This window comes from Streptomyces sp. NPDC020845, assembly GCF_044334165.1.
In the GTDB taxonomy this organism is placed as follows: domain Bacteria; phylum Actinomycetota; class Actinomycetes; order Streptomycetales; family Streptomycetaceae; genus Streptomyces.
The window spans coordinates 560,870-586,748 of sequence record NZ_JBIRSJ010000004.1 but is presented as its reverse complement, the minus strand read 5'-3'; the positions used below and the strand labels follow the sequence as shown (position 1 = coordinate 586,748).

24 protein-coding genes and 5 pseudogenes are annotated in these 25,879 nt (G+C 69.0%); 15 read left to right on the top strand and 14 right to left on the bottom strand.

Annotation, left to right across the window (positions count from 1 at the left end; translation table 11 throughout):
• The first annotated feature begins 261 nt into the window (after nt 1-261).
• A complete protein-coding gene (locus tag ACH4U7_RS12435) occupies nt 262-786 on the top strand; it encodes a hypothetical protein (protein ID WP_398527901.1) in 525 nt (174 codons plus the stop codon).
• Between the two features lie 82 nt (nt 787-868).
• On the opposite strand, the gene ACH4U7_RS12430 is transcribed toward ACH4U7_RS12435, so the two are convergent.
• Nucleotides 869-1,483, bottom strand: coding sequence for a dihydrofolate reductase family protein (locus tag ACH4U7_RS12430; RefSeq protein ID WP_398527900.1), 615 nt, complete (start codon nt 1,481-1,483; stop codon nt 869-871).
• A gap of 312 nt (nt 1,484-1,795) precedes the next feature.
• On the opposite strand from ACH4U7_RS12430, the gene ACH4U7_RS12425 reads away from it, so the two are divergent.
• From ACH4U7_RS12425 to ACH4U7_RS12415, 3 genes are all read left to right on the top strand, one after another.
• Nucleotides 1,796-2,125: a hypothetical protein gene (locus ACH4U7_RS12425; protein WP_398527899.1), complete on the top strand. Its 330-nt coding sequence runs from the start codon at nt 1,796-1,798 to the stop codon at nt 2,123-2,125.
• Complete coding sequence (locus tag ACH4U7_RS12420) at nt 2,122-2,625, top strand: dihydrodipicolinate synthase family protein (protein ID WP_398527898.1); 504 nt, start codon at nt 2,122-2,124, stop codon at nt 2,623-2,625. Before ACH4U7_RS12425 ends, ACH4U7_RS12420 begins: the two co-directional genes overlap by 4 nt.
• 170 nt (nt 2,626-2,795) lie before the next feature.
• Entirely contained in the window at nt 2,796-2,948 is a 153-nt protein-coding gene (locus tag ACH4U7_RS12415) for a hypothetical protein (RefSeq protein ID WP_398527897.1), read from the top strand.
• Nucleotides 2,949-2,980: 32 nt separating this feature from the next.
• Here ACH4U7_RS12415 and ACH4U7_RS12410 read toward each other — a convergent pair whose 3' ends face one another.
• Nucleotides 2,981-3,451, bottom strand: a complete 471-nt coding sequence (locus ACH4U7_RS12410) for a MerR family transcriptional regulator (protein WP_398527896.1) — start codon at nt 3,449-3,451, stop codon at nt 2,981-2,983.
• A gap of 114 nt (nt 3,452-3,565) precedes the next feature.
• On the opposite strand from ACH4U7_RS12410, the gene ACH4U7_RS12405 reads away from it, so the two are divergent.
• Nucleotides 3,566-4,615 carry an aldo/keto reductase gene (locus tag ACH4U7_RS12405; protein ID WP_398527895.1) on the top strand — a complete coding sequence of 350 codons (1,050 nt, stop codon included), beginning with the start codon at nt 3,566-3,568 and terminating at the stop codon, nt 4,613-4,615.
• 114 nt (nt 4,616-4,729) lie between these two features.
• Here the strand turns inward: ACH4U7_RS12405 and ACH4U7_RS12400 are convergent, their stop codons facing one another.
• Nucleotides 4,730-5,554: an SDR family oxidoreductase gene (locus ACH4U7_RS12400; RefSeq protein ID WP_398527894.1), complete on the bottom strand. Its 825-nt coding sequence runs from the start codon at nt 5,552-5,554 to the stop codon at nt 4,730-4,732.
• A 62-nt stretch (nt 5,555-5,616) separates the two neighbouring features.
• Nucleotides 5,617-6,222: an alpha/beta hydrolase gene (locus ACH4U7_RS12395; RefSeq protein WP_398527893.1), complete on the bottom strand. Its 606-nt coding sequence runs from the start codon at nt 6,220-6,222 to the stop codon at nt 5,617-5,619.
• Between the two features lie 197 nt (nt 6,223-6,419).
• Here ACH4U7_RS12395 and ACH4U7_RS12390 point away from each other — a divergent pair.
• Nucleotides 6,420-6,890: pseudogene (locus ACH4U7_RS12390) on the top strand (metalloregulator ArsR/SmtB family transcription factor); the annotation flags it as partial.
• An 87-nt stretch (nt 6,891-6,977) separates the two neighbouring features.
• On the opposite strand, the gene ACH4U7_RS12385 reads toward ACH4U7_RS12390, so the two are convergent.
• Nucleotides 6,978-7,793, bottom strand: a complete 816-nt coding sequence (locus tag ACH4U7_RS12385; protein ID WP_398527892.1) for a class I SAM-dependent methyltransferase — start codon at nt 7,791-7,793, stop codon at nt 6,978-6,980.
• A 261-nt stretch (nt 7,794-8,054) separates the two neighbouring features.
• Between ACH4U7_RS12385 and ACH4U7_RS12380 the strand changes: the two genes are divergently transcribed.
• A complete protein-coding gene (locus ACH4U7_RS12380) occupies nt 8,055-8,651 on the top strand; it encodes a hypothetical protein (protein WP_398527891.1) in 597 nt (198 codons plus the stop codon).
• On the opposite strand, the pseudogene ACH4U7_RS12375 reads toward ACH4U7_RS12380, so the two are convergent.
• Both ACH4U7_RS12375 and ACH4U7_RS12370 read right to left on the bottom strand, forming a co-directional pair.
• Nucleotides 8,613-9,224 (bottom strand): annotated as a pseudogene (locus ACH4U7_RS12375) (IS5 family transposase); the annotation flags it as partial. The gene ACH4U7_RS12380 and the pseudogene ACH4U7_RS12375 overlap by 39 nt on opposite strands.
• Nucleotides 9,225-9,330: 106 nt before the next feature.
• The gene (locus ACH4U7_RS12370; protein WP_398527890.1) at nt 9,331-9,783 is read right to left on the bottom strand and encodes a winged helix-turn-helix transcriptional regulator; all 453 of its coding nucleotides are present in this window, start codon (nt 9,781-9,783) and stop codon (nt 9,331-9,333) included.
• 96 nt (nt 9,784-9,879) lie between these two features.
• On the opposite strand from ACH4U7_RS12370, the gene ACH4U7_RS12365 reads away from it, so the two are divergent.
• Nucleotides 9,880-11,100 (top strand): MFS transporter, encoded by a 1,221-nt coding sequence (locus tag ACH4U7_RS12365; RefSeq protein ID WP_398527889.1) that lies wholly within the window; start codon nt 9,880-9,882, stop codon nt 11,098-11,100.
• Between the two features lie 162 nt (nt 11,101-11,262).
• On the opposite strand, the gene ACH4U7_RS12360 is transcribed toward ACH4U7_RS12365, so the two are convergent.
• Genes ACH4U7_RS12360 through ACH4U7_RS12345 form a run of 4 tightly spaced genes read right to left on the bottom strand, consistent with a single transcriptional unit; the run spans nt 11,263 to nt 15,854 of the window.
• Complete coding sequence (locus tag ACH4U7_RS12360; protein WP_398527888.1) at nt 11,263-12,627, bottom strand: GH1 family beta-glucosidase; 1,365 nt, start codon at nt 12,625-12,627, stop codon at nt 11,263-11,265.
• A 29-nt stretch (nt 12,628-12,656) separates the two neighbouring features.
• Complete coding sequence (locus tag ACH4U7_RS12355; protein WP_311724130.1) at nt 12,657-13,529, bottom strand: carbohydrate ABC transporter permease; 873 nt, start codon at nt 13,527-13,529, stop codon at nt 12,657-12,659.
• Entirely contained in the window at nt 13,522-14,520 is a 999-nt protein-coding gene (locus ACH4U7_RS12350) for a carbohydrate ABC transporter permease (protein WP_398527887.1), read from the bottom strand. Before ACH4U7_RS12350 ends, ACH4U7_RS12355 begins: the two co-directional genes overlap by 8 nt.
• Before the next feature lie 14 nt (nt 14,521-14,534).
• The gene (locus tag ACH4U7_RS12345) at nt 14,535-15,854 is read right to left on the bottom strand and encodes an ABC transporter substrate-binding protein (protein WP_398527886.1); all 1,320 of its coding nucleotides are present in this window, start codon (nt 15,852-15,854) and stop codon (nt 14,535-14,537) included.
• 186 nt (nt 15,855-16,040) lie between these two features.
• Between ACH4U7_RS12345 and ACH4U7_RS12340 the strand changes: the two genes are divergently transcribed.
• Nucleotides 16,041-17,375 (top strand): ROK family protein, encoded by a 1,335-nt coding sequence (locus ACH4U7_RS12340; RefSeq protein WP_398527885.1) that lies wholly within the window; start codon nt 16,041-16,043, stop codon nt 17,373-17,375.
• Between the two features lie 3 nt (nt 17,376-17,378).
• On the opposite strand, the pseudogene ACH4U7_RS12335 reads toward ACH4U7_RS12340, so the two are convergent.
• Together ACH4U7_RS12335 and ACH4U7_RS12330 are read right to left on the bottom strand one after the other, a co-directional pair.
• A pseudogene (locus tag ACH4U7_RS12335) lies at nt 17,379-17,999 on the bottom strand (LacI family DNA-binding transcriptional regulator); the annotation flags it as partial.
• Nucleotides 17,999-18,183: pseudogene (locus ACH4U7_RS12330) on the bottom strand (NAD-dependent epimerase/dehydratase family protein); the annotation flags it as partial. The pseudogenes ACH4U7_RS12335 and ACH4U7_RS12330, both read right to left, overlap by 1 nt.
• A 414-nt stretch (nt 18,184-18,597) precedes the next feature.
• Between ACH4U7_RS12330 and ACH4U7_RS12325 the strand changes: the two are divergent.
• A complete protein-coding gene (locus ACH4U7_RS12325) occupies nt 18,598-19,521 on the top strand; it encodes an RNA polymerase sigma-70 factor (protein WP_398527884.1) in 924 nt (307 codons plus the stop codon).
• Nucleotides 19,522-19,617: 96 nt separating this feature from the next.
• Here the strand turns inward: ACH4U7_RS12325 and ACH4U7_RS12320 are convergent, their stop codons facing one another.
• Nucleotides 19,618-20,292 (bottom strand): HAD family hydrolase, encoded by a 675-nt coding sequence (locus tag ACH4U7_RS12320; protein ID WP_398527883.1) that lies wholly within the window; start codon nt 20,290-20,292, stop codon nt 19,618-19,620.
• A gap of 308 nt (nt 20,293-20,600) precedes the next feature.
• Between ACH4U7_RS12320 and tkt the strand changes: the two genes are divergently transcribed.
• The 5 genes and pseudogenes from tkt (at nt 20,601) to ACH4U7_RS12295 (ending at nt 25,837) form a co-directional block, all read left to right on the top strand.
• Nucleotides 20,601-22,649: a transketolase gene (gene tkt, locus ACH4U7_RS12315; protein WP_398527999.1), complete on the top strand. Its 2,049-nt coding sequence runs from the start codon at nt 20,601-20,603 to the stop codon at nt 22,647-22,649.
• A gap of 195 nt (nt 22,650-22,844) precedes the next feature.
• Entirely contained in the window at nt 22,845-23,879 is a 1,035-nt protein-coding gene (gene gnd / locus ACH4U7_RS12310; RefSeq protein ID WP_398527882.1) for a phosphogluconate dehydrogenase (NAD(+)-dependent, decarboxylating), read from the top strand.
• Nucleotides 23,876-25,324, top strand: a complete 1,449-nt coding sequence (zwf, locus tag ACH4U7_RS12305) for a glucose-6-phosphate dehydrogenase (RefSeq protein WP_398527881.1) — start codon at nt 23,876-23,878, stop codon at nt 25,322-25,324. The genes gnd and zwf overlap by 4 nt, the downstream gene beginning before the upstream one ends.
• Before the next feature lie 38 nt (nt 25,325-25,362).
• Nucleotides 25,363-25,626, top strand: a pseudogene (locus ACH4U7_RS12300) (SDR family NAD(P)-dependent oxidoreductase); the annotation flags it as partial.
• Between the two features lie 133 nt (nt 25,627-25,759).
• Nucleotides 25,760-25,837, top strand: coding sequence for a hypothetical protein (locus tag ACH4U7_RS12295; protein WP_398527998.1), 78 nt, complete (start codon nt 25,760-25,762; stop codon nt 25,835-25,837).
• Nucleotides 25,838-25,879: the final 42 nt, after the last annotated feature.

Below are 25,879 nucleotides of genomic sequence, written 5' to 3'. Positions count from 1 at the left end.
TGGCTCCGTCGGCACTCACGAGGTTCTGGACACATGCCGCGCAGCGAGTTCCGAGCGCATTCCGTTAGGAGTTCAAGTCGCCGCCCTGGCCATTCGCGACTCCACCCACACCGCGACGCCACCAATGACACCGATGGCACCATATCTGGCTCGCCATGACACCATTCATGTGCCATGATGGCGGCACGGGTGGCGCGCCCCTCGGCCTCGCAGGCCGAGGGGCGCGCGTTTCGCAGAGTGAGCCATCAAAGGGGTCGGATCATGGAGACAGCACAGAGCCAGGAGAAGGCGGCGCCCGGCGCCTTCGCCGCCTTCGCCCGCTTCGTGGTCTGCGGCGGCGGGGTGGGGATCGCCTCCAGCTTCGCCGTGGCGGCCCTCGCCTCCTGGATTCCCTGGGTCTTGGCCAACGCCCTCATCACCGCGGTTTCCACGCTCCTCGCCACCGAGTTGCACGCCCGCTTCACCTTCGGCGCGGGTGGGCGCGCGACCCGGCGCCAGCATGCCCAGTCGGCCGGATCCGCAGCGGCCGCATACGGTGTGACCTGTATGGCGATGCTTGCCCTGCAGCAACTGGTGGCAGCACCTGGCGCGATACTCGAGCAGATCGTCTACCTGTCCGCCTCCGCACTCACCGGTGCCGCACGGTTCGCGGTGCTGCGCCTCCTCGTCTTCACACGGAACCGCTCGCAGGCCACGGCCACCATCCGCACCGCCCGCCCCGTGCACGCGACCGTGCCCCACGCCCCGGCCCCGGCCGACCCGGCGATGCTCCGTTACGCCGCCTGACCGAACCACCGGCGCCTGTCCTCGACCCCCGAAGCAAGAGTCGTGTGGTCAGGACTGACCGCTGAAACACATAACGACGTCGTCAGAGGACGTCGTAGGTCAGGTGTGCAGCGGTCGCTGTCGAGGTCACACTCCGCTGCACCAGTGTGCGTAGCGCTCCGCCGGTGAACAGGGGCGTCCCGGCGCCCAGTACGACGGGCGCGAGGTGCAGCGTCAGCGCGTCGAGCAGCCCGGCGTCGAGCGCCGAGCCGATCGTGGCGCCGCCGCCCATCAGGACGACATCGAGGTCCTTGCCACTGTCCGACGACGCCGCCTCGGCTCGCTCGCGCGCGGCGGTGACGGCGTCGGGCAGACCAGTGGTGACGAATGTCCAGTCGAGGTCGGTGAGCCGCACCGACTCCGGCGGCGAGTTCGTCACAACGACGAACGCGGGCTTGCCGACCTCGCCGGCGCCATAGCCGCACTTGTCGTCCCAGCCGTTCGGCCCGTCGACCACGTCGAAGAGCCGGCGGCCGAGGACGACGGCGCCCGAGCGGGCGGTCGCCTCACGCAGGACCCGGCGGTCGTCGGGGTCGTCGGAAAACGCCCATGTGTGCAGGGCCTCGCCGCCGGTACCCAAACCGTTGTCCGGGCCGGGGTCGGGTCCGGTGACGAAGCCGTCGAGGGAGACCGAGATGTCAGCGATGATTCGAGTCATACCAGGCAGACCCGATCCGCCGCCCGAACTCATCGCTCACCCATGCAGCGTGTGCCGGATACGAACCCGCTAGCCCCATGGAACTCTCTCCCTACCGATCAGCCCGCATAGACCCCATACGCCCCCAGGTGAGGGCTTATGCCTGCACGTGGAGCACTACGTGCAGAGGTCGGCGACGGGACGGCCGCTGGTTCCGCCCCCGCCTTCGCATTCGCGGTGCCGAGGACCACCGGTCGCGGGGAACCGGTCCACTCGCAGGACCGGCCGCCTCGAACCGATCATCCAGACTCGCCGCGTCGGGAGGGAGCGTCGATGAAGCCATTGGCGGCGGACCAGGTCACCGGAGTGTGGGGAACGCTCCTGCTCCCCATCGAGGGGCGAGGCGACATCATCTGGGACCGGCCGGCGGGCCAGCTCGACGTGCTGCTGACCAGCGGCATCGACGGCATCTACGCTCACGGCACCGCAGGCGAGTTCCACACCCTCGACGAAGCCGAGTTCGACCGGGTGAACACGGTGCTGGCACAGCGGTGCGAGGCGGCCGGGCTGCCGTACCAGATCGGTGCCTCGCATCCGGCCACGCCGACGATGCTCGGTCGCATCGGGCGGCGGCCGCGCTCCGGCCGGGCGCCATCCAGGTGATCCTGCCGGACTGGGTCCCGCTGAGCGACGACGAGGTCGTGCGATTCCTGGTCGGTGCAGCCGAGACCGCCGGCGACGTGCCGCTGGTGCTCTACAACCCGCCGCACGCCAAGACCCAGGTGCCGCCGCCGCTTCTCAAACGGGTGACTGCCCGGGTCCCTCAACTCGTCGGGGTCAAGATGGCCGGGGGCGACGACGCCTGGTACGCAGCCATGGCGGAGGCCGTGCCCCAGCTGTCGATCTTCGTGCCGGGCCACCTGCTGGCGTCCGGGCTGGTCCGTGGCGCGCACGGCAACTACTCCAACATCGCAGCCATGACGCCTCGCGGCGCGGTCGCGTGGTATCGGCTGATGATGACGGATCCTGCCGCGGCCGCTGATGTGGAGCGGCGCATCGGCGAGTTCTTCGTCCGGCACCTCGCGCCGTCGCAGGCCCGCGGGCTGTCCAACCCGGCGCTGGACAACTGGCCACCGTCGGTGGCTGGGCAGACATCGGCGTAACGCTGCGCTGGCCGGCGTCGTCGGCGCCCGTCGACGCTGTCGCACCGGCCCGCGCCGACGCCCACCGACTGCTGCCCGAGCTCTTCCCGGCGTAGCGTCCACCTGCTTGTCACAGGTCGTTCCTCGGTGTCGGCGATGCCGATCTGGCCCGGTCGATGCTCTGTCCGGGGGTGCTGCCGGCGCTGTACGACGGCGCGGAGGTCGTCCTCAAGCCGGTGTTCCGCACCTTCGCCGACCGCATCGAAGCCCGACCGGTCCTGCTGGGCGGGCTGGTCGCCCTTTCCGCCGCCTCCTGCTGCCCGCAGCGCGACACGGGGCGGTGAGGCGGCGACGGGCGATCGTGGTGCGCCGTCGGTTACTCGGCCACTGCTTCGTGGCGAAGCAGTGGCGTGCGTTCTTCGTCAGCCGAAGGGGATGGGGCGTGGCATTGATGGGCGGCGACGCTGCCTTGGTCGACAAGGTCCTCGTACACCCCGACCTTGAACCTGATCAGGTCCAGGGACTGAGTGAGCCTGCCGATCTGGGCGGTGACGTGCTCCTGGTGCTCACGCATGAGCGTGAGCCGTTCTTCCTCGTTACCGGCGCCTTCTCTGACGAGATCGGCGTATCGGCGTAGCGCGGGCAGGGGCATGCCTGAGGCGCGGAGAATGATGCAGACGGTCAGCCAGTCCACGTCATCCTCGCTGTAGACGCGGCGTCCGCCATGTCCGCGTCGCACGTCGTTCACGAAGAGGCCCTCGCGCTCATAGAAGCGCAGCGCGTGAACGCTCAAACCGGTGCGTTCGGCGACCTGTCCGATGCTCAGACTTGTCGTGATCTCTGCCATGGCGGTCAGAGTAACGGGGTTGATCTAGAGCCGAGTCTAGTTCCTAGGGTGACTCGTGCGTTCGACACTTCTGTCGCTCTGCGTGATCAGTTGAACTGAACAGGGAGCATCACCATGCGCTATCGCACCCTCGGCAGAACCGGTATCGAGGTCAGTGTCCACTGCCTCGGGACCATGATGTTCCAGGATGGCTGCAACCCCGACCACGACGATTGTGTCCGCATCATCCACGCCGCCCTCGACCAGGGGATCAACTTTGTCGACACCGCCGACATGTACGGACAGGGTGAGTCCGAGGAGATCGTGGGAAAGGCGCTGCGGGGGCGCCGTGACGACGTCGTACTCGCCACCAAGGTCCACTTTCAGATGGGCGAAGGCCGCAACCGCAGTGGCAACTCGCGGCGTTGGATCCTCAAGGCGGTCGAGGACAGCCTCAGGCGCCTGAACACTGACTGGATCGACCTCTACCAGGTCCACTTGCCCGACCACTCCACGGACATCGAGGAGACGCTCTCGGTGCTCAGCGACCTCGTGCGCCAGGGAAAGATCCGCGCCTTCGGTTGCTCGAACTTCCCGGCCGAGGAGATCGTCGAGGCACACCACGTCTCCGAGCGCCGCAGCCTCGGACGTTTCCGCACCGCCCAGCCGCCTTACTCGATTCTGGCCCGCGGGATCGAGGCCTCGCTCCTGCCCGTCTGCGAGCGCTACGGAATGGGGGTACTGGTCTGGAGCCCCCTCGCCTTCGGATTCCTCACCGGCAAGCATCGCAAGGACCAGCCCATCGACCTGGCAGTCGGCCGTGCCGCGCTCCGCCCGGCGTTCTTCGATCCCGCGATCGCCGAAAACGCCGCCAAGCTCGATGCCGTCGAACAGCTCATCGAACTCGCGACAAGCATCGGCTGCACCCTCCCGCAGCTCGCCGTAGCCTTCACCGTGGCCCACCCGGCCGTCACCTCGGCGATCATCGGACCGCGGACCATGCAACAGCTGGAGGATCTGCTCAAGGGCGCCGCGCTCACCCTGGATGATGCGGCCCTCGACCGGATCGACGAGATCGTGCCGCCCGGGGTGAACCGGTACAACCCCAGCGCCTCCTTCCCCTCGCGATCGCTGACCGACACCGCCTTGCGGCGCCGCCCACTCGCCGAACGCGCCGCGGCCTGAGGCTGCCTGGTCCGGCGGTCGCCGTGGGGGCGGCCGGGCTCAGCCAACCCCCGCCACATTGAGGCAACCCGAGTGAGATGAGGTGCTGTCAGCTGATGCTGGCCCGCTCTCGTCCTACCGGGCTTGGAGGAACTCTCGCGCTCCACGCAACCGTGTGCGCACGCGTCCCTGGGTGGCGCTGCTGTCGAGGCGGACATCCAGGGCCCTGGGCATGGAGGTATCGGCTCGGCGCCCGGCAGGCAGCCGGGTTGCGTCGAGTCCGTCGCGTCGGGCGATGAGAACGCCGAGTTCGTGACGGCTGAGGGCGTCCGCTCCGGCCAGGTGGAACATCCCGGCCTGGTCGGACATGGCGAGTTCCCGCAAAGCGGAGGCGAGGTCTTCGACGTGCACCGGGCAGCGGATGTCGTCAGTGAACAGGACACCGTCGCGGGTGTCGGCAACCAGGGCGTGGACCATGCGCTCGTGCGCGGATCCGCCGTGTCCGATGATCAAAGAGGTGCGTGCGACCGCAGCAGCCGGCGCCAGCAGCCGCACAGCGGTCTCGGCAGCCGCCTTTGCCGCACCATAAGGGGTGAGAGGATCTGGCAGGCAGGCCTCGTCGTAGTGGATCCGGGAACCGGAGAACACGGCATCGCTGGAGACGTGGACCAGGCGGCAACCGCGCTTCGCCGCGGCTACCGCCACGCGGATCGAGCCGTCGGCGGTGACCGCCCAGTCGCTCCCTCCGCTCGTCGCGTTGATGACGGCACTGGGAGCAACCGCCGCCAGCACCTCATCGACCTGCTCGGGGGCACGAAGGTCGAGCTGGTACCACGAGGATCCGGGCACGCTGCCCGGGCGGGAACAGTACGTCGCGGCCGTCTCCCAGCCCGCAGCAGTCGCCTGACGCACAAGCTCCGTCCCCAGAAACCCACTGCCGCCGATGATCAAGACCCTCATGGCGCCCAACGATAGGGCAGCCCCGCTCCGCCAGGCAGGTCGCCCGGGCCTCGGCAAACGTGTCACCGGCCTGACCACCAAACCCAGTGAGGGTTCCCTGACATACCCCAGCCGGCACTGTCCGCGGCGGTATGTTCGAGGATTGCGGGGACGATCGTCGCCCAGTCAGCTCGCTCGACCCCATGGCCGGCGTCCTCCAGAACCAACAGCCTTCCCCTGAAGATCTGTTCCGCCAGTGCCTCACCGTGCCTGAGCGGGAACATCGGATCGGCGGTCCCGTGGATCACCAGCGTGGGCACCGCGATCGAGGACAGGGGAGCCTGTGAGAGCGCGCCGTCCGGAAGTATGTCGTGGTTGCGGGCCGCGGTGAAATCATGCGCGCGCTCGACATCACGACGGACAAGACTGCGGGCGGCGGTCTCATCGAACGGGTGCCGACCCCCCGCGAGCATGCGCGCGTAAGCCACCTGGTACTCGATCACCGAGTCGGCATCCGACCCATCGACGCGCGCGGCCGAGACGAACCGCATGAACTCCTCGGCCGGCGGAGGAAGCTCGCAGTCGCCGGGCACCGCAAAGGACGTGCTGATCAGGACGAGTGAGAGGACGCAAGCGGCGTAATCGAGCGCGGGCAGCTGCGCGAGTGGCGCTCCGGCCGAGACACCCACGACGTGCGCGGCCGGATCTCATACGCGGCGAGCACGCGGGCGGCGTCACCGACCAGGTCCACGCCGGTGTATCCGGGACGCCCCGGCTCGTAGGTGACCGATCGGCCGGTGTCGCGGTGGTCGTAACGGATCACGAAGATGCGCTGCTGGGACAGGTCCCGTTTCCGCCCGAACGCGCAGACTACCTGGCCGCACATGTCCGAGCCCTGCGGGCGACCGCCCGGCGGCCGGCCGGCCTGCAACCAAAGCTGCAGGACAAGGCGACCGCCGCCCACGGCACCGGGGTCACCTTCGTCCCCAGTGTCTTCGGCAGCCCGCACCTGGTGGTGGTCCACGCGCCCGGGTGGCAGCCGGTGGTGCAGTACCCCGTGGCCGAGCCGAGTCCATCAGAGCCGGTATCGCTGGAAACGGTCACACTACGGCTGGAGGCACTCGCACATCCGGTACGGCTGCGGCTGCTGCGCACCCTGGCCCGCGGCCCGCACACCACCGCTGAGCTGGCCCACGTCTGGGAACTTTCACCCCCGGAGGTTTCCCGCCACCTCGCTGTCCTGCGCCGCGCGGGCCTGCTCACGTCCCGGCGGCACGGTCGTTACGTCCGCTACACCCTCAATCTTCCCGATCTGACGGCGCTGGGCACCGACCTGCTGGCGGCCGTACTGCGCTGAGTAGCTTCGGCCTGCCAGAACGCGGGCGACCGCAGGCGGGAATCTGTCCCCGCCCGAGCAGGCCAGTCCTGACGGTCTCCGGCTTCGTCAGGCGCTCTTGATCGCACGGATCGAGTACATCAATGGGATACGTGGGTGGCCGGCTGGGAAGCGGTACTCCCCGTTACTGGAGCGCTCCAGCATCGGGTAGCGCTGGAAAAGCGTGGTGGCGTGCTCGTGCAGGAACTCGATGCGGAGCCCGGCCTGCGCCAGTGCGGTCACCACCTCTCCGAGTGGATGCTGCCACTGGACCGAGACCGTCTTGGTGAGCGGAGGGCCGTCGGTGTAGGTGTGCGGGAAGTCGTAGGTCTCAGCCTGGATCTGGAAGTAGTCGTGTTCCAGACTCTTACCGTCCTCGCCCAACAGCTCGGTGAGCGGGTGGAATTCGGCGAGGTAGACGATTCCGCCGTCCTTCAGCATGGAGGACACCACGTTGGCCCAGCGGAGTAGGTCCGGTAGCCAGACCAGGGCTCCGAGGCCGGTGTAGACGATGTCGAAGCGCTCCCCGTCCAGCGCTGCGGGCGCTTCATAGACGTCTGAGACGACGAACCGTGCGCGGTCTGTCATGCCGATGTCCTCGGCCAGTGTGCGCGCAATGCGGATGGCGGCACGGGAGAAGTCCAGGCCGGTGACCTCCGCACCACGGCGTGCCCATGACAGAGTGTCCTGGCCCATGTGGCACTGCAGGTGCACAAGGCGCTTGCCGGACACATCGCCGACCTCGTCGAGTTCGAACGAACGCAGCGTGGACCCGCCGGCTCGGAATCCGACCAGGTCGTAGAAGTTGCTGACCGCGTGAATACGGACCCTGTCGTCCCAGTTCTCACGGTTGAGCTGGAGCCAGTCCGTCTCCGTGTTGGTCATGCCCGCGACCGTACTGGTCGGCCGAGGTGCGCCGCATGTGAATTGTCACGACCCGGCAGTGCCACTTGCAGGAAGCGGTGCTCACGATGTCGTAGACACTGTGGCGGCCAACCCCCAGTGTGGCTGGGCCGGCCGCCGTCGGTCGCTCGGTGCCGGAGGACGCCTTCTCTGCGCGGATCACCCGCGCAGGCTAGGTCCTGTCTCTCTGTCCTCCGGACAACTTGTTCGCGTGACTCAGCTACTCGGCGGCAGGGTGCAGTCATGAAACAAGCAGAGGTGCTGCTCATCGGGGGGCGCGCAGGCGTCGGCAAGACGACGGTGGGGTGGGAGGTTTCAGCGCAGCTGCGCGTCGCGATGATTCCTCACTGCGTCATCGAGGGCGACTTCATGGGGCAGGCGCATCCTGCTCCGGAAGGGGACCCCAGTCGCAAAAAGATCGCCGAGCGCAATCTCACGGCACTGTGGTCGAATTACGCTGAGCTGGGTTACCGCCGACTGATCTACACGAACACCGTGAGCGTGCTGACTGACAGCGAGGGCATGTTCCAACGCGCCATGGGTGCAGGTGTGAGGATCGTGCGAGTACTGCTCACCGCCTCCGATGCCACCGCCCATGAGCGGCTGACATGTCGGGAACTCGGCTCCGAGTTGGAGCACGAGCTCAAGAGCAGCGCCCGTAAGGCACGGATGCTGGACGAGCAGGCGCCTGCGGACACGGTGCGAGTGGCGACCGATGGGCGTTCTGTTGTCGAGATAGCAAGCGATGTGGTGGGCGCTACTGGCTGGCTGACGGGGGCCGATGGTTCGGCGCATCGCTGGTCAGCGTCGGGTCCAGACGAGGATGGCGGCGAGATGTAGAGCGGCCCGGTAGGCAATGGCCAGTTTGTCTGTTCGCATGGCCAGTCCACGCGCCACTGCTTGAGCCGGTTGATGCATCGCTCGACCGCGCTACTTGTATACCTCGGCATCGAACGCCGACGGGCGACCGCCGGCGCGACCTCGCCGCAGACGGCGAGCGACCTGGTCGGTCGGCTGCGGAATGACGGCACGGATCCCGCGCCGACGGAGATGCCCACGGATCGCACGGGACGAATACGCACGATCCGCCAGGGCGGCCTCCGGGCGAGTTCTCGGTCTCCCACTGTCCGCTCCGCGGAACACGAAGGCTTGCCATCACGGCCTCGAAGGCCGGTGCGTCTCCCGCCTGGCCGGCAGTGATGATGAAGGACAGAGGCCGCGCATGGCTGTCGCTGGCCAGATGGATTTTCGTGCTGAGGCCGCCGCGGGAGCGGCCGAGGCCGTGATCGCCTGGTTCACAGCGATCCGGAGCCCCCTTTCCCTGGCTCCGGCGGCATGTTGATGGGCGCGGCAGAAGGTTGAGTCCACCGACACGGTCCAGCCGATGTCGTCACCGGCGTCGGCCGCTGCCGGGAACGCTGGCCATCGCAGCTTCGCCGTCGACCTACCGGGCCACGGCTTTGACGCGCAGTACCCGGTGGCGGCAGAGCCGTGTGTCGGCACGGGGCTCCGGCCCAGATCACTGGGTGGAGACCTTGTGGACGATGGTGTCGTCGGGGTCCAGCCGTCGCCCGTCCGCAGACAGCACTTCCAGTGCGCGGAGGCGATGTCCCTGTCGGCGGTCGACCAACTCTGAGTGCGGCTCGCCCGAGGCGAAGAAGTGCTGTTCGCCCCACTGCCGCAGTGCCACGATGACGGGGAAGAGCGCCTTGCCCTTCGGAGTCAGCACGTACTCGCGGTAGGCGCTGCCGTCCGCGGCGGCGACGGATTCGAGGACACCGCCGGCGACCAGGGTGCGCAGACGCGCGCTGAGGATGTTCTTCGCCACGCCGAGGCTGCGCTGGAACTCCCCGAAGCGCCGACTGCCGTCGAAGGCGTCCCGCACGATCAGCAGGGACCACCAGTCGCCGATCGCGTCCACCGACCGGGCGACGGGACATTCGCTGTCGTCGAAGCGCGTCCTGGTCACCATGGCGTCCCTCACTCTCACGACGGTTGCAACATGCTACCAAGAAAGTTACCGTCGCCATTGGTAGCAAGATAAAACCAGATATGCGGAGGAGTGCCGATGCCCGGCAGCGGTGAGGCTGTGACACGACGGGCCAAGGCCCGAAGCGGGGAAGGTTCCGCGTTCGTCCTGTCCCGTGGTGTCGTCATACTGTTCGCCGTCGCCTGCGGGGCAGCGGTGGCCAACGTCTACTTCTCCCAGCCACTCCTGGTGACCATGGGCCACGACCTCGCCATGAGCCCGGCACTTGTCGGCAGCGTGGTCACCGTCACACATGTCGGATACGGGCTGGGACTCTTCTTCCTCGTGCCGCTGGGCGACGTGGCCGACCGCAGACGGCTCATCGTGACCCAGCTGCTGCTCCTGGTGGTGGCGCTGGCCGTGATAGCCGCCGCCCACACGGCGGCGATCCTGCTCGCGGGCATGGCCGCGACGGGGCTTCTCGCGGTCGTGACGCAGACGCTGGTGGCCTTCGCGGCATCACTGGCCCCTCCCGCCGGGCGCGGGCGGGTCGTCGGTCTGGTCACCAGCGGGGTGGTCATCGGAATCCTGCTCGCTCGCACCGCATCCGGCCTCATGGCCGATCTCGCGGGTTGGCGCTCCGTATACGTCGCCTCGGCGTCGCTCTCCGCCCTGCTTGCCCTGGTCCTGTACCGAGTGCTGCCGCGCCACAGTGACGCTCCGCCGACACCCCTGCGCTACGGACAGCTCCTGCGCTCCACGATCACCCTGTTCACCCGGGAACGGCTGCTGCGGCTCCGGGCCCTGTTCGGTCTGCTGATCTTCGCCGCCTTCAGCACCCTGTGGAGCAGCGTCGCGCTGCCGCTCAGCGAGGCCCCGTACTTCCTGCCCCACAGCGCTATCGGGGCGCTGGGGCTGATCGGTGTCGCCGGCGCCCTGGCCGCGACCGTGGCGGGCCGCCTGAACGACCGCGGACTCTCCCGGCGGACCACCGGCATCGCCCTGGCACTGCTCGCCGCCTCGTGGTTGCCCCTGGCCTTCACCCGCAACTCGCTCTGGGCCCTGGTCACCGGAGTAGTCCTTCTCGACCTCGCCGTGCAGGCGGTCCATGTCACCAACCAGACCCTGATCTACGCGCTGCACCCGGACGCGGGCAGCCGGCTGATCGGCGGATACATGGTCTTCTACTCGATCGGCAGCGCCACCGGCGCCATCGCCGCCACCTCCCTCTACACGGTGGCCGGCTGGGGCGCCGTATGCGCACTGGGTGCCGCGTTCAGCTGCCTCGGGCTCGTGCTGTGGGCGTTCACGGCCGAGTAAGCGGCGCGGTCGGTCTCGTGCGGGTGTGCCGGGCAAGCCGTGTGACCGGGGCACCCGCCCGTAGACGGAGCTTTCTGCTTGCGGGCGTACTGGTGGCCCGGCTGTCGCGCGGGTGGTCGCCGGGTTCCACGGCTCCGGTCGTGGTGGTGCTGCTCGCTGCCCTCAGGCGGCGTGACGAGCCCGGTCACGATGGCCGCGGATGATCTCCGCGTAGCGGTGGCCGGTTCCCTTGATGGTGCGGGCCTGGGTGCGGTAGTCGACGTGGACGAGCCCGAAGCGCTTGTCGTATCCGTAGGCCCACTCGAAGTTGTCGAGCAGCGACCAGGCGAAGTAGCCCGCCAGCGGGGCACCCTTGCGGGCTGCCGAGGCGCAGGCCGCGAGGTGCTGGATGAGGTAGTCCTGGCGCTCGGGGTCGTCGACGGTGCCGTCCGGGCGTATGGCGTCGGGGTAGGAGGAGCCGTTCTCGGTGACGTACAGCTTGCGGGCGCCGTATTCGTCGGTCAGGCGCAGCAGGAGGGTTTCGATGCCGGTGGGGTCGATCTCCCAGTCCATGCCCGTGCGGGGCACGTCCGGGCGGCGGACGGCGTGGGCGTGGGGGGCCGGGGCGGTGGGGGCGTCGGTGATGGTGACCGGGAAGTAGTAGTTCAGGCCCAGCCAGTCCAGGGGCGCGGCGATGGTTTCCAGGTCGCCGGGGTGCTCCGGCAGTTCGACCCCGTACACCTCGCGCATGTCCGCGGGGAATCCGCGGCCGTGGACGGGGTCCAGCCACCAGCGGTTGGTGTGGCCGTCCATGCGCCGCGCGGCCGCCAGGTCCTCGGGCCGGTCGGTGGCGGCCTGGACGGTGGAGAGGTTGTTGACGATGCCGACCTCGGCGCCCGGTGCGGCGGCCCGGATCGCCTGGGTGGCGAGGCCGTGGCCGAGCAGCAGATGGTACGAGGCGCGGACGGCTGCGGTCAGATCCGTGAGGCCGGGCGCCATCACGCCCTCGAGGTGGCCGATCCAGGCCGAGCACAGCGGCTCGTTGAGGGTGGTCCAGTGGTGGACCCGGTCGCCGAGGCGGTCGGCCGTCACTGAGGCGTACGCGGCGAAGTGCTCCGCGGTGTCGCGTACGGGCCAGCCGCCCCGGTCCTGGAGCGCCTGCGGAAGGTCCCAGTGGTACAGGGTGACGGAGGGGGTGATGCCCGCCTCCAGCAGACCGTCGATCAGCTCGTCGTAGAAGGCCAGGCCCTTGGCGTTGACCGGCCCGTCGCCACCCGGCATCACCCGTGGCCAGGCGACGGACAGCCGGTAGGCGTTGGTGCCCAGCCGCTTCATCAGGCCGATGTCCTCGCGCCACCGGTGGTAGTGGTCGCAGGCCACGTCGCCGTGGTCGTCGCCCGCGATCTTGCCGGGGGTGTGCGAGAAGGTGTCCCAGATCGAGGGCGACCGTCCGTCCTCGGCGACGGCTCCCTCGATCTGGTAGGCCGAGGTGGCCGTGCCCCAGAGGAAGTCGTGCGGGAGGGCTGTGAGATCCAGGAGTTCGGACACGTACGTCCTTTCAGAGAGGGGATGGCCGGTCACTTGACGGCTCCGGCGGTGAGTCCGGCGACGAGATAGCGCTGCAGCAGGAGGAATCCGGCGACCACGGGGACGCTCACCACGAGGGAGGCGGCCATGATCTGGTTCCAGTAGACGTCGTTCTGGCTGGCGTAGCCCTGGAGGCCGATGGCGAGGGTGCGGGTGGTGTCGTTCGTCATCACCGATGCGAAGAGCACCTCGCCCCAGGCGGTCATGAAGGCGTAGACGGCCACGGCGACGATGCCGGGGGTCGCGGCCGGGACGACGACCCGCAGCAGCGCGCCGAGCGGGCCGCAGCCGTCCACCAGCGCCGCCTCGTCCAGGTCGCGCGGGACCGAGTCGAAGTACCCGATGAGCATCCAGATCGAGAACGGCAGCGAGAAGGTGAGATAGGTGAGGATCAGTCCGCCGCGGGAGCCGAAGAGGGCGATGCCGGTGGTGTTGCCGATGCTGACGTAGATGAGGAACAGGGGCAGCAGGAAGAGGATGCCGGGGAGCATCTGAGTGGAGAGCACGGTGACGGTGAACACGCGCCTGCCCCGGAAGCGGTAGCGGCTGACCGCGTAGGCGGCGAAGACCGCGATCACCACCGAGCAGACCGTCGCCGCGCTCGCCACGATGGCCGAGTTCACGAAGTAGTCGGCGAGCGGGACGGTCGACCAGATGTCGATGTAGGGGCGGATGGTCAGCCCGCTGGGGAGCCAACGGAAGGTCCCCGACACGTCCTGCAGCGGCTTCAGGGAGCTGGAGATCATCACGTACACCGGCACCAGGACGAACCCGGTGAGCAGGGTGAGGAAGATCCGGCGGGCCCAGAGGAAGGACCTCGGGGCGGCCATCGGTGAGCGGGGCTTGGATGTGGCGCTAGACATCGGCTGTCTTCCTTCGTCGGGAGGTCAGCAGGAGGTAGACGCCCGTCACCACGAGGAGGAAGAGCAGCAGGAGGACGGACATGGCGGAGCCGGTGCCGAAGTTCCAGGTGACGAACGACGACTGGTAGATGTGGATCGAGATGAGGTCCGCGGCCTCCGGCGCCGCCTTGCCGAACAGCGCGAACGGCGTGTTGAAGTCGTTGAACGTCCACAGGAACAGGACCAGCACCAACACCTGGTTGACCGGGCGCAGCGAGGGCAGGGTGATGTGGCGGATCTGCTGCCACATGCCCGCGCCGTCGAGGGCTGCCGCCTCGTAGAGCTCCCGGGGGATGTTCTGCAGGCCGGCCATGACGATGAGAAACGCGAACGGCCAGCCCTTCCACACCGACACGGTGAGCAGCGCGATGAAGCTGTTGTCGCCGATGAGCCAGAAGGAGGGCTTGTCGGTGAGGCCGAGCTGGTCGTGCAGGACGTGGTTCACCAGGCCGTTGTCGTGCTGGAACATGAACGCCCAGGTGATGACGGCGGTGTACACGGGGAGCGCGTACGGGATGAGGAACAGGGTGCGCAGCAGGCCGCGGCCGCGGAAGGTGTCCTGCAGGAAGATGGCGGTCGCGGTGCCGAGCAGCCAGCACAGTCCGACCGACAGCAGCGTGAATCCGCAGGTGACCAGGAAGGAGTGGAGCAGCGCCTCGCCAACCGGCGCGTCGAAGTCCACCGAGAGCTCGTAGTTGTCGAAGCCGGACCAGGGGGCGGTGGTCCAGTCGCGGATGAAGAACTGGGTGAGCTCCTTGAAGCTCATCAGGATGCCGATCGCCATCGGCACCAGATGGACCAGGAGTTCCAGCAGCAGGGCCGGCAGGAGCAGCAGGTACGGCAGTGCGATGCGGCGGATCCGCCCGGTGCGGCGCGGGCCTCGCGCCGCACCGGGGACTTTCCCCGGCGCCGCCTGCTTGTCGACCTGTGCGGTGGCGGTCGTGGTGGTCATGGGGATGTCCGCGGTCACTTCGCCGGCATCTGCTGCTGGGCCTTGTGGAGCCGTGCTTTCACCGACTCTGTGGTCACGGCGCGTCCGGCGGCGGCGTCGGCGAACAGCTCCTTGACGGCTGTGCCCACCGCCGTCTCGAACTGGGACTCCTGGGGGACCTGCGGCAGCGCCTCGGCGCTCTTGGCGAGGGTGCTGCGCAGAACGGCCGTGGCCTTGGTGTTGAACGCGGGGTCGGACTGGGCCGCCTTGACGGGCGGGATGGAGCCGTACGCCTTGTTGAGGATCTTCTGCTCGGCGTCGCTGGTCATGAACTTCACAAATTTCAGGGCGCCGTCGTGGTTGTCGGTGTTCTTGAAGACGGCCATGTTGATGCCGGCGACCATCGAGTTGACGGAGGTGCCGGTGCCGGGGGTGCCGGAGGGGGTGGGCGCCGGGGCCACGCCCCACTCGTCGTCCTTCATGCCCAGCGATTTGAAGGTGGCGGAGGCCGTCTGCCACAGCACCATCGCGGTCTTGCCCTTGGCGAAGTCGCTGAGGGACTGGTTCTGGGCGTATTCGGCGTTGCCCGGCGGGATGGCCTTGTCCTTGGCCATCAGGTCGACGTACTGCTTGACCGCGGCGACCGCGCCGTCGGAGGTGAAGTCCGGCTTGCCGTCGGCGGTGAAGAAGTCCGCGCCGTGCTGCTTGGCGAAGACGAAGGCGTGGTGGATGTTCTCCGACAGGTTCGACCCCTCGGCGCCCAGCGCCGCCGCGCCGTGCTGCTTGATCTTCTCGGCGTCCGCGACCAGTTCGTCCCAGGTGGCGGGCGGCTCGGCGATACCCGCGTCGGCGAAGATCTTCTTGTTGTAGTAGAGCGCGTACGCCATCGAGTACAGCGGTACGGCGGCCGGGTCCTTGCCCTGCGCTCCCGTTGAGCCGAGGGCCGAGTCCACGAAACGGTCCTTGCCACCGATCGTGCGGAAGTTCTCGGCGTCCCACGGCAGCAGGGCCCCGGATGCCTGCAGCGAGGCGCTCCAGGTGTTGCCGATGTTCAGCACGTCGGGGCCCTGGCCGGAGGTGGTCGCGGTGAGGATCCGGTTCAGCAGCTCCGACCAGGGCACCACCTCCAGCTTGACCGTGATCCCGGTCTGCTCTTTGAACTTGTCGAGTTCGGGCTGAAGGACCTTCTTGTCCACGTTGATGCTCGCGCCCTGGTTGGAGGCCCAGTACGTGAGCGTCTTCGGCGAGTCGTTGGACCCGTTTCCGGCCGTGGACGAACCACCTCCGCAGGCCGTGGCGGCAAACGCGAGTGACAAGGTGACGGCGCCGATGGCCGCGGCTCGGATGCTGCGCATGGCTCCAGGTGTCCCTTTCCGGGAGTCGAGTACGCCGAAGAGGGCCCGGGCACGTCGATGTGCGTTCAACTCCCGAAGCCTCTCAGGGCTTAATTTACGACGTGAGTTAAACCTCAAGAGAAAGGCGCGTCAAGAGATCCGGCAGTAGGTATCTTGTTACGCGGAGCCGGGACTTGAGGAGGTCAGGTGGCTGCACACAACAGCCGCACGGTGCGTGACCTGCGACGGGAGAACCGCACCGCCGTGCTGCGCCGGTTGTTCTTCGACGGGCCGATGAGCCGATTCTCGCTTGCCCCCGCGACCGGGCTGAGTTCAGGCTCCATCAGCAATGTGGTCACCGAACTGCTCGCGGAGGGGCTGGTGGAGGAGGCCGGAAGCGTCGACTCCGACGGCGGCCGCCCCCGCACGCTGCTGCGCATCGCCCCGCGCAGCGGCCACATGATCGGGGTGGACGTCGGCGAGACCCGGGTCCGCGTCGAGCTCTTCGATCTGTCGCTGGCCGAGCAGGGCCGCGCGGAGCGGCCACTGCCCACGCGCGGGACCGGCCGCCCGGACCGCTACGACAGCGAACTGATCGCGGGCCACATCCGAGACGGCATCGCCGAGGTCGTGCAGGTGGCCGGGCTCGCCCCCGCCCAGATCCTCGGCGTCGGCATCGGCACCCCCGGGATCATCGAACACTCCGAGGAGGAAGGTGCGGTGGTGCACTGCACCCCGATCGGCTGGGAGGCGGTCCCGCTGGAACGGATGCTGCGCCGGCCGGGCCATCTCCCCCAGCAGGTGCCCTACTTCATCGAGAACGGCGCCAAGACGCTGGGGCAGGCCGAGATGTGGTTCGGCGCCGGGCGCGGTGCGCGCAGCGCGGTGGTCGTACTCTTCGGCTCGGGCGTCGGCGCCTGCGTCGTCACCGATGACGTGGAGCACGGCCGGGCGGTGGAGTGGGGCCATCTCACCGTACGAGTGCGGGGCCGCCGGTGCCGCTGCGGGGCGCTGGGCTGTCTGGAAGCCTACGCGGGCGCGGAAGCACTGCTGGAACGCTGGCAGGAGGCGGGCGGGCAGCCGCCGCCCGACACCGACGAGGAGACCGCCCTGACGGCGATGCTGGCCGGCGCCTACCCCCCGGACGGCGCCAATCCCACAGCCGGAGCTGACGGTGGCGCCCCGGACCCGGTGGCGGCCGCCGTCCTCGCCGAGACCGCGGAGTACCTGGGCGCGGGGCTGTCCGACCTGATCAATCTCTTCCAGCCCGAGCGCATCCTCGTAGGCGGCTGGGCCGGCCTCCAGCTCGGCTCGCGCTTCCTGGAGTCGGTGCGCCGCCACGCGCTGTCCTACGCGCTGCCGTACCCCTCCGGACGTGTCGGCATCGACCTGGGCGCGCTGGGGCCTGACGCGGTGACCGTGGGCGCCGCGACCCTGCCACTCGCCGACTTCTTCGCACGCGGCGGGCGCCGCCTGCCCGCGCCCCCCGCGCCGGAGCCGTCCCCCGGGTGGCGCACCAGCCTTGGCACGCGACTGGTGTAATGGCTACGCCGACTCCCGTACCACCAGCTCCGGTTCGAAGAGGACCGAGGTCGGCTCGGTGCGTATGCCCCGGACGTGCTCGTCGAGCAGCCGGGCCATCGTCGCCGCCATGTCCTCCACCGGCTGGCGCACCGAGGTCAGCGGCGGCCGGCAGGTGGTGGCCACGCCGGAGTCGTCGAAGCCGACGACCGCGACGTCGTCCGGCACCCGTCGGCCGCGTTCCCTCAGCACCTGGCAGACTCCCTGGGCCATCAGGTCATTGGCCGCGAACACCCCCTCCACATCGGGGTGTTCGGCGAGCAGCTCCGTCATCTCCGTCACCCCGCTGCCCAGCGTGAAGCCCCCCTCGGCCACCGGAACATACGGATGGCCCCCGCGGGCCATGGTGTCGCGGAATCCGGCGAGCCGCTCCTGACTGGCGGACACGGTCGACGGCCCCGACACGGTGGCCACCCTCCGGCACCCCCGGGCCAGCAGCCGCTCGGCCGCGAGGCGGCCTCCGTCCCAGTGCGCCAGGTCGACATGGCTGAGCGCGACCGGCCGTACGGGCCGGGCGAACAGCACGGCGGGCAGTCCGGCGTCGGCCAGCAGCGTGGGCAGCGGATCGCCGGAATGGGTGGACAGGTCGGGGAGTTCGTCAGATTGACGACGACGTCGGCATCGGCGACGGCCTCCGCCACCCCTTCGCCCGTGATGACGTCGACTCCCGTCGACTTCGAGTGGGCACCGCCCCGTGACCGGCAGCGTTCAGCTTCTTCACGACCTGTGATCCGATCAGCCCGGTACCACCGATGACTGCGATCTTCATGGCCTGACCTCCCATCGAGGAGCTGCATCCGTTTCATCGCCTATGTGCCAACCGAAGCACGCGCACCGCAGGCTCGCACGTTCCATGGCGGGCCCGCACCCCATGCCTCCCGCTGGACCCGCCGCTGGCCGGCGCGGACACCGACACCGGCTGTCGGACATCTCGCGCTTGGCACACTATTTTCTCGGCTGACGCACACCGGCGACCGGGAGATGCAGGTCACATGCGGCAGTGTCACAGAGGGTGGGGCTGCCTCGTCTCAGGGGTGAAAGCCGCTGACGATCACGGATGAGAACACATCAGGGTCAACCGGGGGCGTTACCCTGGCCTGCCGGTGGTCCGGATGATCACCAAAAAATGCCCGCGCCGGCGAGTACGGCCGGGTGGAAGGGCCTCTACGAAAGGGGATCCGGCGTGAGCAAGGTCGAGGAGTTCGAGGAGCTGCGGCCGCTGCTGTTCTCGATCGCGTACCGGATTCTGGGCAGTGTGAGCGAGGCCGAGGACGCGGTGCAGGAGACATGGCTGCGCTTTGACGGCTCGACGACCCGGCCCACGTCGACCAAGGCCTTTCTGTCGACCACGGTGACACGGATCTCGATCGATGTGCTGCGTTCCGCGCGGGTGCGGCGGGAGGAGTACGTCGGACCGTGGTTCCCCGAGCCGCTGCTGAGCGATCCGTACGAGGACCCGGCGCGGGCGGCGGAGCTGGCCGACTCGGTGTCGATGGCCGCGCTGCTGCTGTTGGAGCGGCTCAGCCCGCTGGAGCGGTCGGTGTTTGTGCTGCGCGAGGTGTTCGCCTTCGGGTTCGACGAGATCGCCGCGGCGGTGGGGCGTTCGGAGGCGGCGTGTCGGCAACTGCTGGTGCGAGCGCGGCGGCATATGGAGGCCGGACGGCCGCGGTTCGAGGCGGACCAGCAGGAGCGGCAGGAACTGGCGACGCGGTTCTTCGACGCCCTCAAGGACGGCGATGTGGGCGGGCTGCAGAATCTGCTGGCCGCCGACGCACAACTGGTCGGCGATGGCGGCGGCAAGGCCCCGCAGCTGGCCAAGGCCATCATGGGCGCGGAGAACGTGGCCCGGGTGCTGGGCACGGTCTTCCCCTTGATGATCCGGATCGACGTGACGTTCGAGCCGCACGAGGTCAACGGCCAGCCCGGTGCCATCTTCCGTGACCGGGACGGCAAGGTGCTCCACACCCTGGCCCTCGATGTGCTCGACGGGCGGATTCAGACCATCCGCACGGTCATCAACCCCGATAAGCTCGGCCACCTCGGGCCGGTCGCCGACGCCTGGGCCGTCGACCGCGAGGTGAAGCAGGCCCGTCGGCAGTCGAACTGACCACGGCAGGTGGCGCGCTCGCCGAGGCCAACAGCGTGCCCGGACAACACGCCGGCCGTAATGCGGCTACTCGGGCGCGCCGTCGAAGCGGGGTTTTCAGATCTGCGGGAACGGTTCGGTCAGCGCCATGAGCACATGGTCGGCCTGGGCGGCACTCAGCTCCTCGACCGTGTAGTGGCCGCTGGCGACGCCGACCCCGGTCGCGTGTGCCGCGTGCGCGGCCTCGATATCGCGAGGGGTGTCCCCGACCACGTACACCTCGTCACGGGTCAGATCGCGCCCATGCAGCCGACCGGCTTTGGCCATCGCCATGCGGGTGATCTCCGCCCGGTCCGGGGAGTCCGAGCCATAGGCGCCGAAGACGAAGTAGCGGCCGAGCTTGCCCGGTTCCATCTTGATCCTGGCCGCACCTTCCATCGCGCCGGAGATGAGCCCGAGGATGACGCCCGCGTCCGCGATCCGTCGCAGGGTTTCCTCGACGCCGTCCAGCACGCGGTAACCCTTGGAAGCCCAGATGTCCTCCGACAGATGCCACAGATACGCGGCGTACAGCCGGGCCAGCTCGTCGTGACCGGGTTCCCGGCCGAGCACGGCATGGAACGTTTCCCGGCCGACCTGCGGATCCGTCTCCCCCGCCGAGGTGTGTTTTCCGATATCGGCGGCTACACCGTGCAACTGATCGAAGGCCCAGGCCCAGCTGCGCCTTCCCGAATCTCCGGTGTGGACGAGGGTTTCGTCGATATCGAAAAGCACTGCTACCGGTCCGGCCATGGCTCGTTCTCCTCCGGTTCGAGACCGCCTGCGGGGTGCACCGTCGGACGCGGCGGTCGCGCCTGCGATCGCATGTGCTTCCTTCCAGAGTGCGCGATGGGTCCGGTGAAGGGCCGAAAGCCGGCCGGTCGCCGACATCGTCGCCATGCCGCGTCCGTACATACCCCCGGGAGCCCGGCGCTGAGGAGACCTGAGTTGAGGGTGGGTACGGGCAAGCCTAGGCTGGTGAAAGTGGGCGAATGAGAGGGTCCACGCGTGGCCAAGCCTCCAACCCAGGTGCATCGAGAGCACGGAAGGGCGGCGTGGCGATGACCGACCTGGACACGCTGTCGGTGAACACGATTCGCGGACTGTGCATGGACGCGGTCCAGAAGGCGAATTCGGGGCACCCAGGAACTCCGATGGGGATGGCGCCCGTCGCGTACACCCTCTGGCAGCGGTTTCTGCGCTTCGATCCCGCCGATCCCATCTGGCCGAACCGCGACCGTTTCGTGCTCTCCGAGGGCCATGCCTCCACCCTGCTCTGGTCGCTTCTGTACCTGACCGGTGTCCGCACGGTCGACCCCGACTACGAGGTGCTGGGCCGTCCGGCGGTGACCCTCGGCGATCTCAAGTCGTTCCGGCAGCTCGATTCGCGCTGCCCGGGCCATCCCGAGTACCGGTGGACCAGCGGCGTCGAGACGACCACGGGCCCGCTGGGGCAGGGGGTCGCCACCTCCGTCGGCATGGCGATCGCCGGCCAGTGGCTGGCGGCGCGGTTCAACCGCGGGGACTTCACGCTTTTCGACTTCGACGTGTACGCGCTCGCCGGGGACGGCTGCATGATGGAGGGCGTCTCATCCGAGGCGGCCTCGCTGGCCGGACACCTACAGCTGTCCAACCTGTGCTGGATCTACGACTCCAACCGGGTCACCATCGAGGGCCACACCGACATCACCTTCACCGAGGATGTCGCCGCGCGCTTTCTGGCCTACGGCTGGAACGTGACCACCGTCGCCGACGCGAACGACCTCGATCAGATCAGCCGCGCCTTCCACACCTTCCGCACCGAGGCCGAGCGTCCGACCCTGGTCCTCGTACACAGCCACATCGGCTACGGCTCGCCGGTCGAGGACTCACCGAAGGCACACGGAGCGCCGTTCGGGCCGGAGGGGGTCAGAGCCACCAAGCGTGTTCTCGGCATTCCGCCGGACGCCGACTTCCACATCCCCGACGGTGTGCCCGACTGGTTCGCGCGTGGCATCGGCGCGCGGGGAGCGGAGTTGCGCAGCGGCTGGGAGAAGACGTTCGACGCCTACCGCGGCGCACACCCCGATCTCGCCGAGGAGCTGGAGCGGATCCAGCGTCGGCGGCTCCCGGACGGCTGGGAGGACGCGCTGCCCAGCTTCCCGGCCGATCCCAAGGGTCTGGCGAGCCGCGATTCGTCGGGCCAGGTGCTGAACTCCGTGGCCACGGCGGTGCCCTGGGTCCTCGGCGGGTCCGCCGATCTGGCGCCGTCGACCAAGACCCGCCTCGTATTCGGCGGCGCGGGCGACTTCCAGCCCGACGACCGGTCCGGGAGCAATCTGCACCTCGGTGTCCGGGAACACGCGGCTGCCGCCGTCGCCAACGGCATGGCGCTGACGAAGCTCCGTCCGTACTGGTCCGGGTTCCTGATCTTCTCCGACTACGCCAAGGCGGCCATCCGCCTCTCCGCGTTGATGGAGATCCCCACCCTGCACATCTTCACCCATGACTCCATCGGGGTCGGCGAGGACGGACCCACGCACCAGCCCGTCGAGCAACTGGCAGGGTTGCGCGCGACGCCCGGGCTGCTCGTCTTCCGGCCCGCCGACGCGAACGAGGTCGTCGAAACGTGGCGCCTGGTCACCGCCCTGCGCAGGGAGCCGGCCGCGATCGTCCTCTCCCGCCAGCCCCTCCCCACCCTCGACCGCGATCGGCTCGGGGCGGCCAGTGGTGTCGCGCGGGGTGCCTACGTCCTGGCGGACGCGTCCCCGGGCGAGCCCGAGGTGATCCTGCTCGCCACCGGCTCCGAGGTGTCGCCGGCCCTGGCCGCGCATGACGAACTCGCCGCCGAGGGCGTCGCGTCCCGGGTGGTGAGCATGCCGTGCTGGGAGCTGTTCGACCGCCAGCCGCGGGAGTATCGCGATCAGGTGCTGCCGCCTGCGGTGACGGCCAGGGTCGCGGTGGAGAAGGCCTCCACGCTCGGCTGGGACCGGTACGTCGGTAGCAGCGGGGCCATCGTCGGTATGCACACCTTCGGCGCCTCCGCACCCCTCAAACAGCTGCTCAGCAAGTTCGGATTCACCCCTGAGCGTGTCTCTCAGGTGGCGCGCGAGCTGGTGGCTCCGGGCTGAGGAGGTCCGTGAGATGTCCATCGACTCCCTGCGGCAGAAGCCGTCCTGGAAGGCGCTTGAACAACTCGCCCACGACTCGTCGTCCAACGCCCTCATCCGTCGCTATCGCGCCCTCAAGCGCCAGGGCCCGTCGCCAGGGCCCATCGCCAGGGCCCATCGCCAGGGCCGTCCCACAACGTCCCGCAGGAGAGCACCATGGCTACCGACACCCCCATGCAGCTCGGCATGATCGGGCTCGGCCGGATGGGCGCGAACCTCGTGCGCCGGCTGATGCGCGACGGCCACCGCTGTGTGGTCTACGACCTCGACGAAAGCGCCGTACGGGAGCTGGAAGGCGAGGGCGCTGTGGCCGCCCGCTCGCTCGGCGACCTGGTGGCGAAGCTGGAGCGGCCACGGGCCGCCTGGCTCATGCTGCCCGCCGCCGTCGTCCAGCCCACCCTCGATCAGCTGGCCGAACTCCTCGACCCCGACGACGCGGTCATCGACGGCGGCAACTCCTACTACCGCGATGACATCACCCGCGCGGCGCAACTCGCTCCTCGCCGCATTCACTATCTGGACTGCGGGACCTCGGGCGGGGTCTGGGGACTCGACCGCGGATACTGCCTCATGATCGGCGGTGAGCGGGAGCCGGTCGCCCGGCTCGACCCCATCTTCCGGACCATCGCGCCCGGCACCGGCTCCGCCGAGCCGACCCCGAGCAGACGGGCCGACGGCACGGCACCCCAGGGCTATCTCCACTGCGGTCCGAGCGGCGCCGGACACTTCGTGAAGATGGTTCACAACGGGGTCGAGTACGGAATGATGGCCTCGATCGCCGAAGGGCTCAGCATCATCGAGCACGCGGACGCCGGGCTGCGCAAGCGCACCGCCGACGCGGAGACCACGCCGCTGCGCGAGCCGGATGCCTATCAGTACGAGATCGATGTCGGCGAGGTCGCCGAGGTGTGGCGCCGCGGCTCGGTCGTGGGCTCCTGGCTCGTCGACCTCACCGCCGACGCCCTCGCCCGGTCCCCGCAGCTGGAGGAGTTCACCGGGCGCGTCTCGGACTCCGGTGAGGGCCGCTGGACCGTACGAGCGGCGATCGACGAAGGCGTACCCACGCCTGTGATCGCCACGGCGCTCACCGACCGGTTCGAGTCCCGCGGTCTGGGCGAGTTCGGCGACCGGATCCTGTCCGCCATGCGCAGTGAGTTCGGCGGACACGCCGAGAAGCGGAGCCGGCCATGACCACCCGCCCGGACAACCACGTCATCGTGCTCTTCGGCGCCTCCGGCGACCTCGCCAGGCGCAAACTCCTCCCCGGGCTGTACCATCTCGCCGCGGCGGGCCTCCTCCCGGACGGCTACCGCATCGTGGGCTCGTCCCGTGCCAAGTCCGCGCTGAGCGACGACGCCTTCCGCGCCCTGGCGCACGACGCGGTCACCACCTTCGGACGGTCCGAGCCGTCCGGGCCGGTGTGGCAGTCCTTCGCGGACTCGCTGTCGTACGGCGCGGCCGACGCCCAGGATCCCGGCCCGCTGCTCGCGGCCGTACGGACGGCCGAGGACTCCCTCGGCGGGCAGCCGAGCAGACTGTTCCATCTGGCCATCCCGCCCTCCGCGTTCGCATCCACCATCGGAATGCTCGGCGATACGAACCTGGCGGAGAACGGGAAAGTGATCGTGGAGAAGCCCTTCGGCACCGATCTCGCTTCAGCGCAGGCGCTCAACGAGGCGATCCACTCCGTCTTCGACGAATCCCGGGTCTTCCGCATCGACCATTTCCTCGGCAAGGAATCGGTGGACAACATTCTCGCCTTCCGGTTCGCCAACGGCCTGTTCGAACCGATCTGGAACCGGGACCACATCAGCTACGTGCAGATCGACGTCCCCGAAACGCTCGGCCTCGAGGGCCGCGCCCACTTCTACGAAGGCACCGGAGCCTTCCGCGACATGATCGTCACCCATCTCATCCAGGTGCTCGGCATCGTGGCGATGGAACCGCCGGTCTCGCTCGCCGCCCAGCCGCTCCAGGACGAGAAGGCCAAGGTCTTCGAGGCGCTGCGCCCCATCGAACCCGGGCAGGTCGTACGCGGCCAGTACGAGGGCTACCGCGACGAGGCGGGTGTCGCCCCCGATTCACAGACCGAGACGTTCACCGCGCTGCGGCTGGAGGTGGACAACTGGCGGTGGGCCGGCGTCCCGTTCCACCTGCGCTCCGGCAAGAACCTCGCCCAGGGCCGCGAGGTGATCACCCTGGGCCTGCGCGAACCGCCCCTGCGGATGTTCCGTACCGACCTCGGCCAACAGGACACGTACCAGGGCAACAGGATAGTGATCGATTTCAAGGACCCCGGGTGGATCGCCGCCACCTTCCTCGCGAAAGAGCCCGGCCCCACCATGCGGCTCGGACCGGCGACGATGACCTTCCGCTACGGCGGCTCCTTCTGCCAGAAGCACGGGCTCGAGGGCTACGAACGGTTGATTCTGGACGCCATGCTGGGCGACAGGTCGCTGTTCACCGGGTCCGACGGCATTGAGCACATCTGGGCGGCGTCGACCCCTCTCCTCGAGAACCCGCCGCCGCTGAAGCCGTACGCCCCCGGCTCCTGGGGCCCCGAACCGGCCATCGACGAACTGATCGCACCACACCAGTGGTATCTGCCGGACGGCAACAAGATCCAACCCGATTGAGTTGACTGCTGGGAGTTGACCGCTGGGAGGAACCGGCCATGACGTCACCGTCCATGCGGGGGAAGGTCGCGCCCGTGACCGGGGCGACCAGCGGCATCGGCGCGGCCACGGCACAAGCGCCGGCCGAGCGCGGCGCGCACACGCTGGTCGCCGGGCGCGACGCGGCCCGCGGCGAGGCGGTGGTCGGGGCCATCCGGGAGCGCGGCGGGAGGGCCGACTTCGTGGGCGCGGGCCTACGCGACGCGCAGGCGGTGCGGCGGTTTGCGCAGGACGCGCTGACACGGGGTGGCGGCCGGGTCGACGTCCCGGTGAACGCCGTACAGGTCGGCCCCACCCGGACCGAGACCACCGCCCAGACCGAGGAGAACTGCAGACCCTGGCCGCCCAGGCACCCGCCCGACGGCCGCGTCGGCCGCGGAGGTCGCGGCGGCGATCGTGTACCTGGCCGACGACGGGGCGAGCTTCGTACAGGGCGCGGTCCTGCCCGTCGACGGCGGCCGCACCGCCGTCTGACCGCGCGCCCCGCCCGGCCCCGTGCCGCACATCGTTCACCGC